The sequence below is a fragment of the Allohoeflea poritis genome (genome assembly GCF_027889715.1).
GTDB lineage: Bacteria > Pseudomonadota > Alphaproteobacteria > Rhizobiales > Rhizobiaceae > Hoeflea_A > Hoeflea_A poritis.
The window spans coordinates 89,675-107,480 of record NZ_JAPJZH010000011.1 but is presented as its reverse complement, the minus strand read 5'-3'; the positions used below and the strand labels follow the sequence as shown (position 1 = coordinate 107,480).

Sequence of the window (17,806 nt, the reverse complement as noted above, 5' to 3'; positions counted from 1 at the left end):
GGGCTGCGAATTGCGCATGCCTTTTGCCTTCCGGCAAATATTCCGCCCCCGACAATTATGCGGCCGATGCGGCCCGGAAACGGTCAAGTCCGGTCAGATATTCCGATCTGGTCCGATCGTCGATCCAGGCGCTTTCGAAGGCGTTGCGCATGAAGCGTATCATCTCGTCGTCGCCGAAGCCCGCGGCTGCCTGGCAGGCCGCCAGCGTATGGCTGAGGTAACCGCTTCCGAATTGGGCCGGATCGTCGGTGTTCAATGAAATCAGGGCGCCCGCATGGAACAGGGTCTTGATCATTTCGACCCTGTCCGACGGAGCCGATGTCATCGAGACATGGAATGTCGGGCAGCCGGTCAAGGCTATGCGCTGGCTGACGATCTTTTCGACAAGAGCCGCGTCCTGCGCGGTGTTGAGACCGTGATCGATGCGCTCGACGCCCAGCAGGTCCACGCATTCGCGGATGTGCGTGAGCGAATCCGGCTGATTGACGTCGCAATGGGAAGTCAGGCGATAGCCGCGGTCGCGCGCCGCCGACATGACGGGCGCGAACAGCTCCGGAAAGCCGGGCGTTTCGTAATTGTCGAGCCCGATCCCGACGATCTCCTCCCGATGCGGGTCAAGCGCCATGAGCGTTTCCATTGCATTTTCGACGGGATGATCGCGCTGGAAGCAGGCGATCAACTGGACGTCGATGCCATGATCGCGTTTTGCTTCGCGTCGCGCGCGGCTCAACGCTTCAATGCACTCGGACAGCGCGACGCCCTGGCGGATGGCTTGCTGTACATCAAATGTCACTTCCAGATAGACCACGTTTTCTCCGGCCGATTTACGGACAAAAGCCATCGCCGTGTCGTAGTAGTCCTGTGCCGTTCGCATCGCTTCCCGGCAGATATCGAGACAGCGCAGGAAATTGACCAGATTGTTGGTCAGTCCGGTCTTGGTTTCATTCTGCATCCGGCGGATGCCATCCGCATCGTCGAATGGCAGGTCGATTTTGTTGCGCTCTGCCATGACCAGGAGAAGATCGCCTTCAAGCGTGCCTTCAAGGTGAACATGGAGTTCAGCCTTGGGCATGGTGCGAATGAAATTGCTGACTTCAACCATGTTCGTTTCCATTCTTGCTATGGGACTGCAACCGGGCGGCCTGCAGATCGAATTCGGCGAGCCAGTCCCTCTTCCAATCCCGCCTGGTTGCGTCGTCGACCCAGGCGGCGTCGATCGCGTTGCCGAGGAATTTCCTCGTATCGGCAAGGGTGAACCCGAACTCGGTGATCATGTCGGCATAGGCGCGGGCCGGGTCGGTATGGTGCAAAGGAGGGTCGTCACTGTTGGGAAAGATGCGCAGGCCCAGATCGCCCATCTTGCGGATCGGGTGTTCGTTGCGAAACGCCGCGCCCGCCAGTGTCTTGATGTAGGTGGTGTTGGTGGGCACGACGGAGAATGGAATGCCTGCGTCGATGCACCGTGCTGCAAGGTCCGGCGCATCGGTGATGGTGTATCCGTGGTCAATGCGCTCGCAACCGAGCAGATCCAGGCACGTCTCGACATTGCGTGCCGGCTCCAGAAACTCGCCGGCGTGAGCGGTTCGGCGCAGCCCGTGTTTGCTGGCGAGGCGGTATGACTTCCAGAACTTTTCCGGCGGATGGCCGGTTTCAAGGTAGTCCATGCCGAGGCCGATCACTGCGTCGCGCGGATGCTCGGCGACCCACTCTACCATTTCAAAGGCCGCTTCCGGCGTGCCCTCGCGGTCGATCGACGGGATCAACCGTCCGACAATGCCGAAATCGGTCTCGGCGGCGGCCATGCCGTCGATAAGCCCGTCGACGGCGGTTTCATAGGAGACTCCTGCGATTGTGGCGTGATCCGTCGGGTTCCAGAAGATTTCCCGATAGCGCACGCCGCAATTGGCGGCTGATTTTTGAATGTCATAGGCGACGCGCGCAAAGTCGTCCCGCGCAACCATCGACCGGCAGATGATCTTGAGTGTCGGAAGGATGGATTGAACCTCGCCTCCGGATTTTCGCGCATAGAGGGTTTCCCGGACATCACCTTCGGGAAGCGGCACACCGTTTTTCTTCGCCAGATCGATCAGGGTTTCGGGCTCGACCGCCCCATGGAGGTGCAGGTGCAATTCCGGTTTCGGCACGGTCCGGAAGAATTCGTGGAGCTCTGTCATTTTTGCGCAAACACGTCCATGCCGACGGTCCTGTCGATGATGAAGAACAGGATCAGCGTGAAGAAGATGATGATCGAGGTGATTGCCGCGGGGGATGCGTCCGGGGTGTATTCGATCTGTGACATCAACTGGACCGGCAGGGTCTGGGTTTCCGGCCCGACCAGGAAGATCGCGATCGTGATGTCGTTGAACGAAAAGGTGAACGCAATGATGGCGCCGGCGACGATACCGGGAAGGATCATCGGGAAGGTGATCTTCCAGAACGTTGTCCAAGGCGTCGCGCCAAGGCTTTGCGCGGCTTCCTCCAGCGACAATTCGGTGCCGGCCATGCTCGACCATATCGGGCGCAGCATGAGCGGGATCGTCACGACCGAATGGGCGACAAAGAGATTGAGCAGGCTCAGACCTTCAAGCCGGAACTGAAGCACCACATTGAAAAATGCGAAACCGAAGACGACGCCGGGTATGATCAGCGGCGACAACATCAGGATTTCGAAGGCGCCCTTTGCCCGGAACCGGTGACGCGTGAGCACCCTTGCCGCCAGGACGGCGAAGACCGTCGCGATGAAGGTCGATACCGTCGCCACGATCAGGCTTGTTTGCAGGGACGTCAGGAACCAGTCCAGCTCCATGACACGGAAATACCAGCGCAGCGAGAACCCTTTCGGCGGAAAGGTCAGGAACTCGGCGGCGGTAAAGGACGACACGATGGTCACCACCACCGGCGCAAGGACGAAAACGAGCCAGAAACACACACTGCCCCATAGGAAGACCCGGCCCAGGGCGATGAGCGGCTTCTCCCAGAGCTTTTCGGTGACCTGATATGTCATCGCCCTGCCTCCGCATCACGCATCAGACGCCGGCTGACGAAACGGTGCAGGATCACGAAGCCAAGCCCGAGGACCAGCAGAACGCCGGCTACAGCGGTCGCTTTCGACCAGTCGAAGAGCGTATAGGCATACTGGTACATCAGCACCGTCAGGATGGGCGAGCGCGGGCCGCCCAGCAGGAACGGTGTGGCAAAGGCGGTCATCGACAGGCTGAAGACGAGAAGCATGCCTGTCAGCAGGCCCGGCAGCGTGAGCGGAACGACGACCTTGAAGAAAATCACCGGCGGTGACGCGCCCAGGCTCATCGCTGCGGCTTCGAGATTGCGGTCGATCCGCTGGATCACGGTCAGCAGCGACAGCACCATATAGGGCAGCAGCACATGGGTCTCGCCGATAATAATGGCGAATGTGTTCTGGATCAGCCTCAGGGGTTCGGCGATGAGGCCGATGCCGATCAGGAAATCGTTGACGACGCCGTTTTCACCCAGGATGACCGTCCAGCCATAGGCGCGCACGACGGCGGACAGCAGAAACGGGAAGATCACGATGACCATCACGAGAGTGCGCACGCGGGGAGACGCCCGCGACGCGACCAGCGCGATGGGATAGCCCGCCAGCACGGTCAGAACCGTCACCCAGACGCTGACGATTATCGACCGCCTGAGCGCTTTCTGGAATGTGCCGCTTTCGACCAGATTTTCATAATTCTCGAGCGAGAGGCCCGTCCCGCTAAGCGGTGTCAGGCTCTGAAAAAGGAGAAACAGGCACGGTATGACAAGCAGCACGACGAGCCACAGGGATGCGGGTGCGCCGATTATCAGGGTCTCGCGTTTGACGCCGGTGCTCATGCGGCTGCGATCTCCATATCCGGGTCCAGGATGAGGACAGCACCGTCGCGCGGCTTGAGTACGATGTTCGAGCCGATCGGCAGATCGGTGGCGGTGCTGATGTAAAGCGGGCGGGCAATCCCCGGCACATCGACGACATAGGTATTGATGGAGCCGCGATAGCTGGTCTGCTGCACACGGCCGGCAAGACCGGCGTCTGCGTCGCCGCCGATCTCGATATCGGTCGAACGCAGTCCCACCAAGCGGTTGCCTTGCCCGTCATGTTCCGCGGCGAAGCGTTTGCCGCCGATGACGACCGCGCCCGGTTCGAAACCGTCAGGCGCGAAGATGTTCTCGACACCCAGAAAATCGGCCACGAAAGCGGAGGTCGGCCGTTCCCAGATTTCCTTCGGCTTGCCGACGGTGACCACCTCGCCATGGTTCATGACGACGATGCGGTCCGACAGGGTCAGCGCCTCTTCCTGATCATGCGTCACGAAAACCGAGGTCACGCCGGTTTCGTTTTGAATTCGCTTCAACTCGAACCGCATTTCGGCTCTCAGCTTTGCATCGAGATTGGACAGCGGCTCGTCCAGCAGGAGGACCCTTGGTTCAATCACCAGCGCGCGCGCCAGCGCAACCCGCTGCTGCTGTCCTCCGCTGAGCTGGCGTGGAAACCGGTCCTCCTTGCCGGGAAGTCCCACAAGCTCCAGGAATTTCGAAGCGCGCCGTTTGATTTCAGCCGGCTCCACACCCCTTTGCTTGAGCCCGAAGGCCACGTTCTCGGCCACTGTCATGTATGGAAACAGCGCGTAGTTCTGGAAGACCACGCCCAGATCGCGCAGCCAGGGTTTGATGTCGTTGATGCGCTCGCCGTCGATGAAGATGTCACCGGCCGTCGGCTGTTCGAAGCCGATGATCATCCGTAATGTCGTGGTCTTTCCGCATCCGGACGGGCCCAGCAAGCTGAGGAAGCTTCCCGATTCGACGTCAAATGAGACATTCGACGCCGCGGCAAAGTCTCCGTAGTGCTTGCTGAGTCCTGTGAGTTTGACTTCGGCCATAACGCTATCGACAACCTATTGAGCGACGATGTCCTGGAACCGCGTAATCCACTCTTCGCGCTTGGAGGCGATTTCGTTGGCGTCATAGATGATGACTTCGCCGACTTTCGCGGGGTCCACCATCACATAGGGCGAGTCTTCCGGCACCTTCGCGCCTTTCACCACCGGCCCTTCGCCCCAGATCCTGGCCTGCATTTCCTGTGTCTCGACGGTCAGATAATCGTTCAGGAACCTCTCGGCGGTCGCCTTGTTGGGCGAATCCTTCAGGATACAGGCCATGTTGACGACGCCGAGCGTGCCGTCTTCCGGATAGATGAACCGCATCGGCAACTTCTCGTCCTGCCGCGCGAAGATATTCAGGAACGGTGCGATCGAGACTTCGCCCTGGTTGATCCAGTCGACGACCTCAAACAGGTTGAAAAACCGCGCATCTTCCTTCTCGGCATCGATCATGTCGAAAGCCGGGTCCATGTTGTCCAGCCCGCCGCCCTGAAGGGTCGCGAAATGGGTCATGACCGAAGGGGCCACGGACCAGCCCATGTCCATAAAGGCGGGCCGGGTTTCCAGATCCTCGCGCTTCACATCCAGCCATGAGGTGGGCGGCGTGTCGAAATGGTCCTTGTTGTAGGCCAGGCCCACGCCCAAAAGGGTCACGGCCGGGCACTGTCCGCTTCCGAGCGGATCCTTGGCGAACTCGTGAAGATTCTCCAGGTTGGGAACGTTGGCGGGATCGATCGTGTCCAGCAGTCCGCGCTCTTTCAGGATCGCCATCTGGTGATCGGTGATGAATATCAGATCCGCGCTTCGGCCGCGCGTCGCCAGCGCCTTGGAAAGCCGCGTGGCGGACTGGCCGAAATCCATCGTGACATCGACACCGGTCTTTTCTTCCCAGGGAATGACAACGTCCTTCTCCCAGTTTTCGCCGTAGAAGCCACCCCAGACCGAGATGGTCAGTTCTTCCGCCTGGGCGGCGAGCGGTGCCGCCATGGCAAAGCCGAGAGCCAGGGCCGAGGCCAATGTCGTTGTGCGCAACTTTGATTTCATGGTGCAGTCCTCCGTGTTCACCAGACAGTTGCACAGGTGAGGCGTTGCGCCAAGCGCCAAAATAACCAACGTCTTGTTGCGTTTTTTGCATCACCATGAAACACTGCTTCCAGGAGGGATCATGCACAGTGTCAGGCTGAAATATCTGGATGCCGTCGCGAAGCTGGGCTCGGTCCGTTCGGCCGCACGCCATCTGAACGTGTCATCTTCTTCCGTCACCCGGCAAATACAGACGGCCGAGCAGCAATTCGGGTTTCAGATTTTCGAGCGTGGTCTCGATGGCGCGAAGCTGACGCCGCCGGGCCAGGTCGTTCTGGAGCATGTGAACCGGACCATGCGTGATTTCGATCGCATGCGGCTGCAGATCGAAGGCATGACCGAGGTGCACACCCAGCATCTGAAAATCGCGACGACCGACAGCGCCGCGAGCACTTTTCTGCCGAACATCCTGTCCGAAGCGCTGGAAGAGCATCCTGCCCTGAAATTCGGCGTGCATGTCGCGGAATCCCCCGAAATCTGGCGGCAGGTCGCGGAGGGGAAGGCCGATATCGGCTTGAATTTTGCGCCGGTCGATCATCCGGATCTGATGGCGGTTCGTGCGCTTGAACTCTCAGTGGGACTGCTGTGCACGAGCAATCATCCTTTGGGCAAAAACACCTCGGTGACGTTGGGCGAGATGCTGGAATATCCGATCGTCGACCCGGATCTTGAAGTTCCGTTCTTCAATGCAGTGCGCAAGGTGGTCAACGAAAGTGCAAGCAGATACGTGCCCTGGGTGACAACCAATTCGCTCGCCCTGATCAAGTCTCTGGTCGAGACCGGCAAGTTCATTTCGCTGCGGACCCGGCTTTTTGCGCTCGGCTTCGACAATTCCAAGATCAAGACGGCGTGGATTCCGATCACGGATGTCGAATTTCCGAAGGACCTGCTGGTCGTCGCGATCCGCAAAGACGCCGTTGGCGACGAGATGGTGACCTGGTTCGCGGAGTTTGCCAGCGCCTATCTGGCGCGCCGATGTGGAGAGTGACCCGCGGGTCCAATGGCATCGCGATCAGGCCGCGATCACGTGCCGGGATCCCGGACCATCCCGGAAATAGGACCGGCACGCATCCGCAAAGTGATTGACGATCCGGCGCGGGCTGGTCTTGTCGTATCCGATTGACAGCGACAGGGGCTGGAGATCGTTTCGGATCGGCACGGCAGACAGTCGGTCGCCGGCATAGCTGACATCGGCAATCGGCAGCATGTTCAGCACCGCGCAGCCGAGACCGGCACCGACAAGGCTGCGCACCATTTCGGTCGAATTGGCATAGGCGAGTGTCGCCGGGCTTTGCCCGGTCTCTTCGAACAGGCGTCGATAGTAGTCCGAAACAGCTGGACGATTGAGCACGATGATCGGTTCCCGGACGAGGTCTTTGAGGTCCACCGACCGCTGCTGCGCAAAGGGGTGCTCGGCCGAAACCAGGCAATAGGCGGGCGCCGCCGTCAGCACGTCAAATTCGATCTGCGGCAGGGCTGCGTCGGAGACGAACAGGATGGCATCGAAATCTCCCGACAGCAGTCCGCTCTGTGCGCGGTCATTGTCGCATTCCTCCAGATGGAAGGTGGTTTGTCCATCCGGTCCGGCCAGTCGGAACAGCAGTGTCGGCATGAAGGCCGGCGCCACGGGCGCATAGTAACCGATGCGCAAGTCGCCTTTCAGGGACTGCTTCAGTTCCGCCCCTTCGGCCATCACCTCTTCATATTCTTCCAACAGGTGACGGAATTTGCGTTCCATGACCCTGCCGCTGGCCGTCGCGGCGATCCCGCGCGAACGGTGGCGGTTGACCAGCTTCAGCTGAAGCTGCGCCTCGATCTGGTCTATGGCTGTGCCGACGGCAGATGCGGCGATGTTCAACTCGGCGGCTGCCTGCGAGATGTTTCCATGCGCAAGGGCGGTCACAAAGTAGCGCATGCTTCTGATCGACACGGTCATTTATCTGTTTTTCCGAGTTATCACATTCGTTAAATCGGTTTTTCATGGGAGTGCAGATGTGTCAAGCTGGCCGCAGCCGCGCATGCAGGAGGATTCTATGTCCGATGGTCAGCTCAAGGGCTGGAACTATGTTCCCGATGTGCCCATCAAGGTTTCGCCGCTCTTTTCATGGCCGCTCAATCCGGTCGAGATCGTGAAATGGATGTGGAATTCCTGGTTTCTGGTCTCCGAAAAACTGATCATCGTGGGGATTGCTTTTGTCAGCTTCTACTGGTTCCAGCCGCCCCTGGAGGAGACAAAGGCGTTTGCCTTCGGCTGGATCGCGCAGATGTATGCGCGCAATCTGCTGCTGGCCCTCCTGATCGGCGGCGTGCTGCATCTGTGGTTCTACACGTTTTCAGCGCAAGGCAAGAAGCTTAAATATGACGGGCGTCCGCTGATGGTGAAGGGCAAGCAGTTTACGCTTGGCGGCCAGATCCGGGACAATATGTTCTGGACCCTCGGCACCGGGGTGATCGTGTGGACCACCTATGAGGTCATTCTGTTTTGGGCGCTTGCCAATGGCCATATGCCGATGATCACCTGGGCTCACAACCCGGTCTGGTTTGTGGCGATCTTCTTTCTGATTCCCATCTGGGAGAGCTTCTACTTCTATCTGATCCACCGGGCGATCCACATTCCCTTCCTCTACAGGCATGTCCACTACCTGCATCATCGCAACGTCAATGTCGGGCCATGGTCGGGCATGTCGCAACACCCGCTTGAGCAGATGATCTTTCTCGGCTCGGTCTTCATCCATGTGCTGATCGGGGCGCATCCCGTCCACATCCTTTATCATCTCCAGTATTACTTCCTGACCGCGATGACGACGCATACCGGCTTCCAGGGGCTTCTGATCAAGGACAGGAACCGGCTGGCACTCGGCACGTTCCATCATCAGATGCATCACCGCTATTTCGAGTGCAACTACGGCAGCCTGGAAATCCCGTGGGACAAATGGATGGGCACGTTCCATGACGGGACCGTGGAGGCCAATGAACGCATGCAGGAGCGCCGCAGAAGGATCATCGGACAATGAATCTCGGTGGACCGACGGTCATGGACCTTCGGGCGCTGAAAGGTGTGCGGCGGATCGCCTTCGCCAAGATCGCCTGCGATTAAGAAGCCATTGCGGCTTCCGAGGCCGGTTTGATAGCTGGCGGACGGCAAACCTTGTGCAGCGAATTCCGACTCTTATTCCGCCGAAGCGCGCTGCCTTTCGGGGTGGTCCTCCGCGTCGAAGCGGATGATGGTCAGCCATTCGGCGGTGATTGCCGGCTTTTTCTCTTCCTTGATCTCGACCGTCACATGGTTGGTCAGCATCACCATGTCGGGGCCGCGATAGCGCCGTTCCTTCAGAATGAAGCGGCCGCGCACATGCCAGCCGCTGCGGACCGGCGTCAGGAAACGGATCTTGTTGAAACCGTAATTGATGCCCATGCGCTTTTCGCGCACCTCCGGCATGCATTCGTAATTCATCGCCGAGAGCAGGGAGAGCGACAGGAAACCGTGCGCGATGGTGCCGCCGAAGGGTGTCTCGGCCTTCGCCCTTTCCGGATCGACATGGATGAACTGGTGGTCATGCGTCGCGTCGGCAAAGGTATCGATCATTTTCTGATCGACATGAATCCATTCCGATACGCCGAGCTCGGTTCCGACCAGATCATCGAGTTCCACAAGAGAAAGAACACGCGGCATTTACTCACTATCCCCGAAATTTTTTGGTTTCCCCATTCCATATACGCCCGGAGCCTGCAGGAAAAGGGTTGCCGAGGCCTGAATCTTGCAGCCGGTGTTACATGCGGGCAATTGCTCTATTGCCGGCCGCCCTCCCGATCGAGGATGGCGATGGTCTCGTGATAGAGATGCGAGGCCTCTTCGTGGCTCTTGTCGACGCAGACCATGCCCAGCTTGCCGTATTGCGAAAGCGCTCCGATAAGATGGAAAACGACGCCGCGCTGCACCGAGCCGTGGAAATGGATATTGTGGCGCACGGCGATGTCGATGAGGTCCTGGGGTGTCAGCCCACGATAGCGCTCGGATTCCAGATTGTCGGTCGCATAATAGTAACGGGTCTCGCCGCCGGGCGTCGTAAACAGGCCGGTGCCGCTGTCATAGGCGCCGTCGGTCAGGAACCGCAGCATGATGAAGGGATGCGTCGTGCCGCCCTTGCGCAGGTTGATTTCAATTGCATAGTGCCGCCACGCGTCGCCCTCGCGGACGGAAACGAAATCGATGCCGAAATGGCCGAGCGCGCCCTTTTCCTTCAACAGGCTGGCGGTCCGCAGGCCGCTGTTCTGGATTTCAAGGCGATAATCCTCATCTGCGGGAAACCGGCAGCCGAGAAAGACCTGGTCGCCGCCGCCGCCGAGAATCTGGTCGTGCGTCGATACCGGCGACAGATGGCCGGAAGGATCGATGCGGTACTGGACCGATGGCGATCGCTTGTGCTTGCCCTCGATATAGGCTTCGACAATGCATCCCATTTCGCCGATCTTGCTTTCGTAAAGCTCCCAACTCATGTCGCCGGCGCAGAAGGTGACGTTGGTCAGACGATCCGCGACCCATTTCTTTGAAACGCTGGTCTCCGGCGCGTCATCGAAGCGGAAGATGGCATTTCCCTCACCGGAAAAGCCCTCATTGAGCTTGATCACGGCGCGGCGCAGGCCGGGATTGCGCCCTTTCAGTTCGGCGATCGCCTCGGCGATATCATTGTCGTCGGCCAGATCCTCGAAACCGTCCGCGATGGGCAGCGCGCTTTCCCGGAACAGTTTCCGGCTGCCGCTTTTGGATCCGTACGCCTGCAAGGCCGGATCGCAGCCATAGATGGGAATGCCGAGTTGCGTCGCCAGCCGGCGCTCGAGCGGCGTGACATTGAAGCAGGCCATATGGGCGAGCGAGAGATCGCCGAGGGCGCTCTTTATGCGGTCGCGGAGCCTCGGGCGGTTGAGGATCTTCTCGGTCAGCGGAACATCCGCGTCGTCGTGGCACGATAACATTGTCAGGCGTTCGCGCGCATGGTGCTGGGGAACGCCCGGCAGGAGATGCAGATAATAGTCGATGATGCGTTCGGCGATCGGCTGGCTCGATACGTAGATGATGTGTGTGCGCGGCATGCGCAGCAATTGCAGCATGCACAGCATGCGCTCTTCATAATGGTGAACGCCGGATATTTTGGACAGCACCTCCTGATCCAGCGACAGGCTGGGAACGATCAGGACAGCGCGCGGATGCAGCCGGTCGGGAAACACGCGCTCGAATAGCTCCGGCAGTCTGGACTGCAGCCGGTGGAACGTTTCGCTGTCGTCCCCGGTTTCCGATAATTCCTCGATGCCCGTCACGCCTTCCCCAGTTGTCTCATCCGTCTGCGCACCCGCATAAACGCGCTTTTTTCACATTGTTACTTTGCGCTGGCTGTTGCCGCAAGCGGGCCGATCCGGGAACAGGTGCGGTGTCATGCCATGGAAGCGTAGCGGTTTTGGCGCCGCGAAATGAGTTTTCGCCCGATCGGTCATCCCGCGGCAATTCATTGTCGGCAGGCGGACGCATATAGAACCTCGTTGTTTCAAATGGAGCCAAATCTGGTTCAGTCTTGGTGCCAAGATCAACCGGAGTGGAATCGATGCTATCCGGACAGACCATTGTTCAGGACCGGGCGCTTGCTGCTGAATTCGATACGATGTCGCTTGACGACAGGCTGGCGTTTCTGGCGCAGGGGCGGAAAAACGCCGTTTTCACAACAAGTCTCGGTATCGAGGACCAGGTGCTGACGGCGGCGCTCGCAAGCGCTGCGCCGAGTGTGCGCATCGTCACTTTGGAAACCGGCCGCCTCTTTGAAGAGACGGTTTCCTTGATCGAAGAGACGGAGGCGAAATACGGGATTTCGATCGAACGTTTCCGGCCGGATGCGCAAAAGCTTGCTGAATATGTGCAGCGTCACGGCGTGAACGGCTTCTATGAGAGCATCGAGGCGCGGAAGGCCTGCTGCGGCGTGCGCAAGCTGGAGCCGCTTGCGCGCGCGCTGGAAGACGCCGATTTGTGGATCACCGGGCTGCGGCGCGGCCAGTCAGCCAACCGGTCCGAAGTGGCATTTGCCGAATTCGATGCGGACCGCGACCTGCTGAAGGCCAATCCGCTGGCCGACTGGGACATCGAAACCGTGCGGGCTTATGTCGAGGCCGAGGGTGTCCCCGTCAATCCGCTGCATGCGCGCGGCTATCCGTCGATCGGCTGCGAACCGTGCACCCGCGCCATAAAGCCCGGCGAGGACGAACGCGCCGGCCGCTGGTGGTGGGAAAACGACCAAAAGCGCGAATGCGGCCTGCATGTCGCGGGCGTTGCCGAACAATCACAGATCACCGCATAGCCATAACGGGAAAAACCATGTCCGAGACAAAGCCGCCCCTTGATCCCAATCTCAAGGCGCTCGAAAGTGAGGCCATCCATATTTTCCGCGAAGTCGCGGCGGAGTTCGAGCGGCCTGTCATGCTCTATTCGGTTGGAAAGGACTCGTCGGTGCTTCTGCACCTGGCGCGCAAGGCCTTTTTCCCGGGCCGCATCCCGTTTCCGCTGCTGCATATCGACACCGGTTGGAAATTCAAGGAAATGATCGCCTTCCGCGACCGGATTGCGGCCGAGTTCGACCTTGATCTGGTGACGCACACCAATCCACGCGGCAAGCTTGAGGGCGTAACGCCCTTTACGCACGGATCGTCCGTCTACACCAACATCATGAAGACCGAGGCGTTGCGCCAGGCGCTCGATGCAGGCCAGTACGATGCGGCGTTCGGCGGTGCGCGGCGCGACGAGGAGGCGTCCCGCGCCAAGGAGCGCATCTACTCCTTCCGCACGCCCGACCATCGCTGGGATCCGCGCAACCAGCGCCCGGAACTGTGGTCGATCTATAACGGCCAGATCCGCAAGGGCGAGAGCGTGCGCGCCTTTCCGCTCTCCAACTGGACCGAGGTCGATATCTGGCGCTACATCCAGGCTGAGAATATCCCGATCGTGCCGCTCTATTTCGCGGCCGAACGACCGGTGGTCGAGCGCGACGGCATGCTCGTGATGGCCGAGGACGCACGGCTGGAACTGCTTCCCGGCGAGGTCAAGCGCCGGGAGACCATCCGCTTCCGCACGCTCGGCTGCTTCCCGCTGACCGGCGCCATCCGCTCGAATGCAACGACGCTCGACGACATTATCGGCGAGCTTGAGACGGCGACCGTATCGGAGCGGCAGGGCCGCGCCATCGACCGCGACGAAGCCGGATCCATGGAAAAGAAAAAACGCGAGGGCTATTTCTGATGACCGCCAATATCGAAGCCACGGCACAGACCGCGCTCGCACCGGAGCCCGCAACGCGCAATGCGCGTCCCTTGCGGCTGATCACCTGCGGCAGCGTCGATGACGGAAAGTCGACGCTGATCGGGCGGCTGCTCTGGGACACCAAGGCGGTCAAGGAAGACCAGGCCGACGCGCTGGAGCGGGACAACCGCCACCAGCAGAACGATCTCGGCCTGCCGGATTTCGCACTGCTTCTCGACGGGCTGCAGGCGGAGCGCGAGCAGGGCATCACCATCGATGTCGCCTATCGCTATTTTTCCACCGACCGGCGTTCCTTCATCGTCGCCGACACGCCGGGACACGAGCAATATACACGCAACATGGCGACGGGCGCCTCGACCGCCGATCTTGCCGTGCTTCTCGTCGATGCGCGGGCCGGCATTCTCGAACAGACACGCCGCCATGCCACCATCGCAACGCTGATGGGCATCCGGCAGTTCGTGCTCGCCGTCAACAAGATCGACCTGATCGCCTATGACGAGGCCGTGTTCAACCGGATCTCCGGCGAATTCCGCCAGTTCGCCCTGTCGGTTGGCGTGACCGATGTGACGGCGATCCCGATGTCGGCGCTGCTGGGCGAAAATGTCGTTCATCCGGGGTCCGCGTCGATGCCCTGGTATTCAGGCCCGCCGCTCGTCGAGGTGCTGGAGCTGGCGACACAGCGCACCGCGCAGACCGTCGGTTTCCGCCTTCCCGTGCAGCGCGTCAGCCGCCCGGACGAAAGCTTCCGCGGCTACCAGGGAACGGTCGCGGGCGGTTCGGTCAAGCCGGGCGACAGCGTCGTCGTGCTGCCCGCCGGCACGGTCGCCAATGTCAAGCAGATCGTTACCTTTGACCTCGTTCGCAACGCCGCCGTCGCGGGCGACGCCATCACGCTGGTGCTCGACCGTCATGTCGATGTGGCGCGCGGCGACATGATCGCTTCCATCGATGCGGCGCCGGCGCTGGGCCGCGCCTTCGAGGCCAAACTCGTTGCGCTGTCGGCGGATGCGATCACCGCCGGCAAGCGCTACTGGCTGAAATCCTCAAGCCGCCGCCAGCGGGTGCGTGTCATGCCGAAGACGCGCCTCGACCTGAAGAGCGGCCAGTGGGAAGGGGCCGAGAGCCTGCCGCTCAACGCCATCGGCACGGTCCATCTCGATTTCGACGAAGCCGCCATGTTCGATCCCTATGAGACGAACCGCAACACCGGCGCCTTCATCCTGATCGATCCGGACACCAACAACACGGTCGCCGGCGGCATGATTGTCGAGCGCACCACGCGGGTCGATGGCATCGATGCCGGCGGTGAGCGCGACCATGTGCTCCTGTCTCTGCCCGAGCACCTTGCTGACCGTCTGATGGCAAGCGAGGCTTTCGCCGAATTGCGCGATCATGTCGAGATCCGCCGGGTGAGCGGCACGCGGGCCGCGGCGGTGCTGAAGGACGTCGATTGAGCACCAGGCGCTAACGCCTCCTAGTGCACTGCGAAATCGGACAGCGCGTTGATCACGACCATGCCGGCCATGATCAGCGCAAGTCCGACGACTGCGGCCAGATCCAGGCGCTGCCCGAATACAAAGATGCCCGCCAGCGCGACAACAATGATGCCTAGGCCCGACGCGAGCGCGTAGGTAATGCCGAGGGGCATGTATTTCAGCGCCAGCGTCAGGAAGTAGAACGAACCTCCAAGCCCCACGATCACCAGAACCGAGGGCCAGAGCCTGGTGAATTGCGCGCTCGCGTTGAGCGCGGAATACCCTATGGCTTCGGCGATGACGGAAGCGAGGAGGTAAAGGTAATGTGTCGGCACAGCGGCCTCCTTGACGATTGTATTCGGGTGCGGCATCGGTGGCATCCGATGCGGAACTGTGTGAAACCAAACGGGATGCGCCTGATCGGCGCCCCGCTTTTGCCGGTGTCTATCGTCCCACTGCAGCGGGAGAAACCGGTTTGGCGCCAATGACATGGGAAAGGTCGTGAACGACACTGTCTTGAGGGAGACCATCGCTGAGGCCCGCACTGTCGCCGGACGCGGACGGTTCTGGACGGGCCTTCTGGGCGCCGGTTTCGTGATCGGCCTGACAGGACCGTTCGGCACCTACGACACGCTGCCGCCGCTGGCGCGCATCGGCTATTGGCTGGTCGTTGTCTCATTGACCTTCTGGCTCGGTCATCTGGTCTCCTTCGCGGTCGCAACATGGGCGGAGGATCGCGGGCTGGGTTCGCCCGCGAGCATCGGGATCGGCGCCGTGGCGGCGAGCGTGCCAGTGACGGCCTTTCTGGCGGGTCTTCATGCGACGATATTCGCAGCGTCCTTCTGGGCGGATGTGCTGCGCCTTTTTCCCTATGTCGCGGTCATCGCAGTTGGCGTTGCCGCATTTTCAGAGGCGCTTGCGGCACGCGAGGTGACACCGGTTCATTCTGTCCCGGAGCCGGCGGAACCGGCCTGGCTCGATCAACTGCCGGCCCATCTCGGGCGCAATCTGATCTTGCTCCAGGCGCAGGATCACTATGTCAGGGCCGTAACCGATCGCGGCGAAACATTGATCCGTGCAGGAATGGAGGATGCCGCGAACGCACTCGGCGACTTCGGAGTGCGTATCCACCGCTCATGGTGGGTGGCTCGCGGCGCCGTTCGCGCTTACCGGTACCGCAAGGGAGCGCCGGTCGTTGTCTTGCGCAACGGGTTGGAACTGCCAGTCGGCCGAACCTACCGGCGTTCGGCGCGAAAGATGCTCGGATGAGAGGTTTGCACGGCGCGGCAATCCAATAAGAGTGGACGCTTGGGAAATTTGATCTGTCGTTCTCCCGAATAGCGCGCTAGCATCCGCACCGGTTTGACTTGTCGGGGAACAATCGATGGAAGAATTCTTCTCGCAGATGGGCGCACTCGGGCCGCTGCTCTACGGTGCCATAAAGGCGCTGCTTTTCCTGGTCATCGGTTACATGGCCGCCGGCTGGGTTTCGCGGATGATCCGCAAGAAGGTGCTTGCCGATCCCAATCTCGACGACACGCTCGGCGTCTTTTTCGCTTCGATCGCCAAATGGCTGATCCTTGCCGTCGTTGTCATCGCGGTTCTTCAGGTCTTCGGCTTCCAGGCGACAAGCCTTGTCGCTGTGCTCGGCGCCGCCACGCTTGCGATTGGGCTGGCGCTGCAGGGAACGCTTCAGGATATCGCCGCCGGCGTCATGATCGTCATCTTCCGGCCCTTCAAGCTCGGGCAATATGTGGACATTGCCGGGACCGCCGGGACGGTCAGGAACCTCAACCTGTTCGTTACCGAACTGGTCACGCCGGACAATGTCCAGATCGTGGTTCCGAACGGCAAGGTCTGGGGCTCGATCATCACCAACTACTCGGCTCACGACACACGCCGCGTGGATCTCACCTTCGGCATCGATTATGGCGACGACGCTGACAACGCGATGGATATCATCCTGAAATGCGCCGGTGCGGACGAACGCGTTCACAAGGATCCCGAACCCTGGGTGCGGGTGGTCAATCTCGGCGATTCATCCGTCGATATCACCACACGTCTTTGGTGCGCCGCCGCCGATTACTGGGATCTGAAATTCGCCATGACAAAGACGGTCAAGGAAGCCTTCGACAAGGAAGGTATCTCGATCCCCTATCCACATCAGGTGGAAATCCAGAGAAAGGGCTGATTTGCAGGGCGGCGTCCGGGAGGAAAGCGCCATGTCGGAAACGGGCAACATCATCGCAATTCCGACCTTCAACCGCCGGACCGAGCTCGAGGCCTGCCTGGCTTGCCTTGCAACGGCTGACCGGCTGGAAGACTGGCCGGTTGTCATTGGTGACGACTGCAGTACCGATTACGATATTGCGGATGTGGTGCGCCATGTGCCGTTCGCGGTCACTGTTTTGCGCAATGACACAAACCTCGGCTGCGACGGCAACACGGTTTCGCTGCTCCAGACCTGCCTGTGGAACAATGCGCGGCGCGTGTTCCTGCTCGACAGCGACATGATCGTCTCCAGTGATGCCTTGTCCTTTGCGGAACGCAACTTCGGTCGCACCGACGGGGTACTGAGCCTGTATAACTCCGTTCTGCATGGCGAGGCGGAGATCGTTGACGGCGAACTGGTGCGCAAGAACTCCGTCGGCGGGGCGGCGACCGTGTGGGATGCATCCGTTTTGAAAGACATGCTGGAGGGTTTGGACGGCCCGCATTGCTGGGACTGGCGGGTTTGCGATCTTGCCTTTGAGAAGGGTATCGCGCTTCTTGTGGCACGGCAGAGCAGGGCACAACATATCGGCATCGACGGCACCAACAGCCTGCGGTTCGGAGAGCTGGAATACGGTGCCGGTTTCCGTATCGAGACCCGGGAACACGCTCAGGCAATCGCCGTCGCGCATGAGAAACTGATGCTCTCGCAAGGAATCTATCGACCGCCTTTCAAGCCTTCCTTGCTGGAGCGGTGGCGGCGGAGCATTGTGAAGCGGCTGCCAAAAAAAAGACCGCCGGAAAACCGGCGGCCAGCCCTGGGAGTCCTCAGGAAGAAGTAGTGT

General features: G+C 60.4%; 18 protein-coding genes. 8 read left to right on the top strand and 10 right to left on the bottom strand.

The genetic code is table 11. The annotated features are described in order from the left end of the window. Nucleotides 1-55: 55 nt before the first annotated feature. The 6 genes from add (OOZ53_RS17530) to OOZ53_RS17505 are packed head-to-tail and all read right to left on the bottom strand — an operon-like array spanning nt 56 to nt 5,939. Nucleotides 56-1,102 (bottom strand): adenosine deaminase, encoded by a 1,047-nt coding sequence (gene add, locus OOZ53_RS17530; RefSeq protein ID WP_271090976.1) that lies wholly within the window; start codon nt 1,100-1,102, stop codon nt 56-58. Further along, complete coding sequence (gene add, locus OOZ53_RS17525; RefSeq protein WP_271090975.1) at nt 1,095-2,174, bottom strand: adenosine deaminase; 1,080 nt, start codon at nt 2,172-2,174, stop codon at nt 1,095-1,097. The genes add (OOZ53_RS17530) and add (OOZ53_RS17525) overlap by 8 nt, the downstream gene beginning before the upstream one ends. Further along, nucleotides 2,171-3,004 (bottom strand): ABC transporter permease, encoded by an 834-nt coding sequence (locus OOZ53_RS17520; protein WP_271090974.1) that lies wholly within the window; start codon nt 3,002-3,004, stop codon nt 2,171-2,173. Before OOZ53_RS17520 ends, add (OOZ53_RS17525) begins: the two co-directional genes overlap by 4 nt. Further along, nucleotides 3,001-3,852 (bottom strand): ABC transporter permease, encoded by an 852-nt coding sequence (locus tag OOZ53_RS17515; protein ID WP_271090973.1) that lies wholly within the window; start codon nt 3,850-3,852, stop codon nt 3,001-3,003. The genes OOZ53_RS17520 and OOZ53_RS17515 overlap by 4 nt, the downstream gene beginning before the upstream one ends. Then, nucleotides 3,849-4,895, bottom strand: a complete 1,047-nt coding sequence (locus OOZ53_RS17510; RefSeq protein WP_271090972.1) for an ABC transporter ATP-binding protein — start codon at nt 4,893-4,895, stop codon at nt 3,849-3,851. The genes OOZ53_RS17515 and OOZ53_RS17510 overlap by 4 nt, the downstream gene beginning before the upstream one ends. 15 nt (nt 4,896-4,910) lie before the next feature. Continuing rightward, nucleotides 4,911-5,939, bottom strand: a complete 1,029-nt coding sequence (locus OOZ53_RS17505; protein ID WP_271090971.1) for an extracellular solute-binding protein — start codon at nt 5,937-5,939, stop codon at nt 4,911-4,913. Between the two features lie 121 nt (nt 5,940-6,060). Between OOZ53_RS17505 and OOZ53_RS17500 the strand changes: the two genes are divergently transcribed. Next, entirely contained in the window at nt 6,061-6,966 is a 906-nt protein-coding gene (locus OOZ53_RS17500; RefSeq protein WP_271090970.1) for a LysR family transcriptional regulator, read from the top strand. A 24-nt stretch (nt 6,967-6,990) separates the two neighbouring features. Here OOZ53_RS17500 and OOZ53_RS17495 read toward each other — a convergent pair whose 3' ends face one another. Next, a complete protein-coding gene (locus tag OOZ53_RS17495; protein WP_271090969.1) occupies nt 6,991-7,914 on the bottom strand; it encodes a LysR family transcriptional regulator in 924 nt (307 codons plus the stop codon). Nucleotides 7,915-8,011: 97 nt separating this feature from the next. On the opposite strand from OOZ53_RS17495, the gene OOZ53_RS17490 reads away from it, so the two are divergent. Next, entirely contained in the window at nt 8,012-8,992 is a 981-nt protein-coding gene (locus tag OOZ53_RS17490; RefSeq protein ID WP_271090967.1) for a sterol desaturase family protein, read from the top strand. A gap of 155 nt (nt 8,993-9,147) precedes the next feature. Here the strand turns inward: OOZ53_RS17490 and OOZ53_RS17485 are convergent, their stop codons facing one another. After that, the gene (locus tag OOZ53_RS17485) at nt 9,148-9,651 is read right to left on the bottom strand and encodes a MaoC family dehydratase (RefSeq protein ID WP_271090966.1); all 504 of its coding nucleotides are present in this window, start codon (nt 9,649-9,651) and stop codon (nt 9,148-9,150) included. Nucleotides 9,652-9,767: 116 nt separating this feature from the next. Beyond that, nucleotides 9,768-11,294 (bottom strand): peptide ligase PGM1-related protein, encoded by a 1,527-nt coding sequence (locus tag OOZ53_RS17480; protein WP_271090965.1) that lies wholly within the window; start codon nt 11,292-11,294, stop codon nt 9,768-9,770. 281 nt (nt 11,295-11,575) lie between these two features. Here OOZ53_RS17480 and OOZ53_RS17475 point away from each other — a divergent pair, with 281 nt between their 5' ends. The 3 genes from OOZ53_RS17475 to cysN are packed head-to-tail and all read left to right on the top strand — an operon-like array spanning nt 11,576 to nt 14,729. Beyond that, entirely contained in the window at nt 11,576-12,319 is a 744-nt protein-coding gene (locus OOZ53_RS17475) for a phosphoadenylyl-sulfate reductase (protein ID WP_425499175.1), read from the top strand. A 17-nt stretch (nt 12,320-12,336) separates the two neighbouring features. Then, nucleotides 12,337-13,254: a sulfate adenylyltransferase subunit CysD gene (gene cysD, locus OOZ53_RS17470; RefSeq protein ID WP_271090964.1), complete on the top strand. Its 918-nt coding sequence runs from the start codon at nt 12,337-12,339 to the stop codon at nt 13,252-13,254. Further along, nucleotides 13,254-14,729: a sulfate adenylyltransferase subunit CysN gene (cysN, locus tag OOZ53_RS17465; RefSeq protein WP_271090963.1), complete on the top strand. Its 1,476-nt coding sequence runs from the start codon at nt 13,254-13,256 to the stop codon at nt 14,727-14,729. The genes cysD and cysN overlap by 1 nt, the downstream gene beginning before the upstream one ends. Before the next feature lie 20 nt (nt 14,730-14,749). Here the strand turns inward: cysN and OOZ53_RS17460 are convergent, their stop codons facing one another. Next, complete coding sequence (locus tag OOZ53_RS17460) at nt 14,750-15,121, bottom strand: DMT family transporter (RefSeq protein ID WP_271090962.1); 372 nt, start codon at nt 15,119-15,121, stop codon at nt 14,750-14,752. A 130-nt stretch (nt 15,122-15,251) separates the two neighbouring features. Here OOZ53_RS17460 and OOZ53_RS17455 point away from each other — a divergent pair, with 130 nt between their 5' ends. The 3 genes from OOZ53_RS17455 (at nt 15,252) to OOZ53_RS17445 (ending at nt 17,803) form a co-directional block, all read left to right on the top strand. Continuing rightward, nucleotides 15,252-16,019, top strand: a complete 768-nt coding sequence (locus tag OOZ53_RS17455) for a LytTR family DNA-binding domain-containing protein (RefSeq protein ID WP_271090961.1) — start codon at nt 15,252-15,254, stop codon at nt 16,017-16,019. A 115-nt stretch (nt 16,020-16,134) separates the two neighbouring features. Continuing rightward, nucleotides 16,135-16,941, top strand: coding sequence for a mechanosensitive ion channel family protein (locus OOZ53_RS17450; RefSeq protein WP_271090960.1), 807 nt, complete (start codon nt 16,135-16,137; stop codon nt 16,939-16,941). Between the two features lie 31 nt (nt 16,942-16,972). Then, nucleotides 16,973-17,803, top strand: coding sequence for a glycosyltransferase family 2 protein (locus OOZ53_RS17445; RefSeq protein ID WP_271090959.1), 831 nt, complete (start codon nt 16,973-16,975; stop codon nt 17,801-17,803). Nucleotides 17,804-17,806 lie beyond the last annotated feature (3 nt).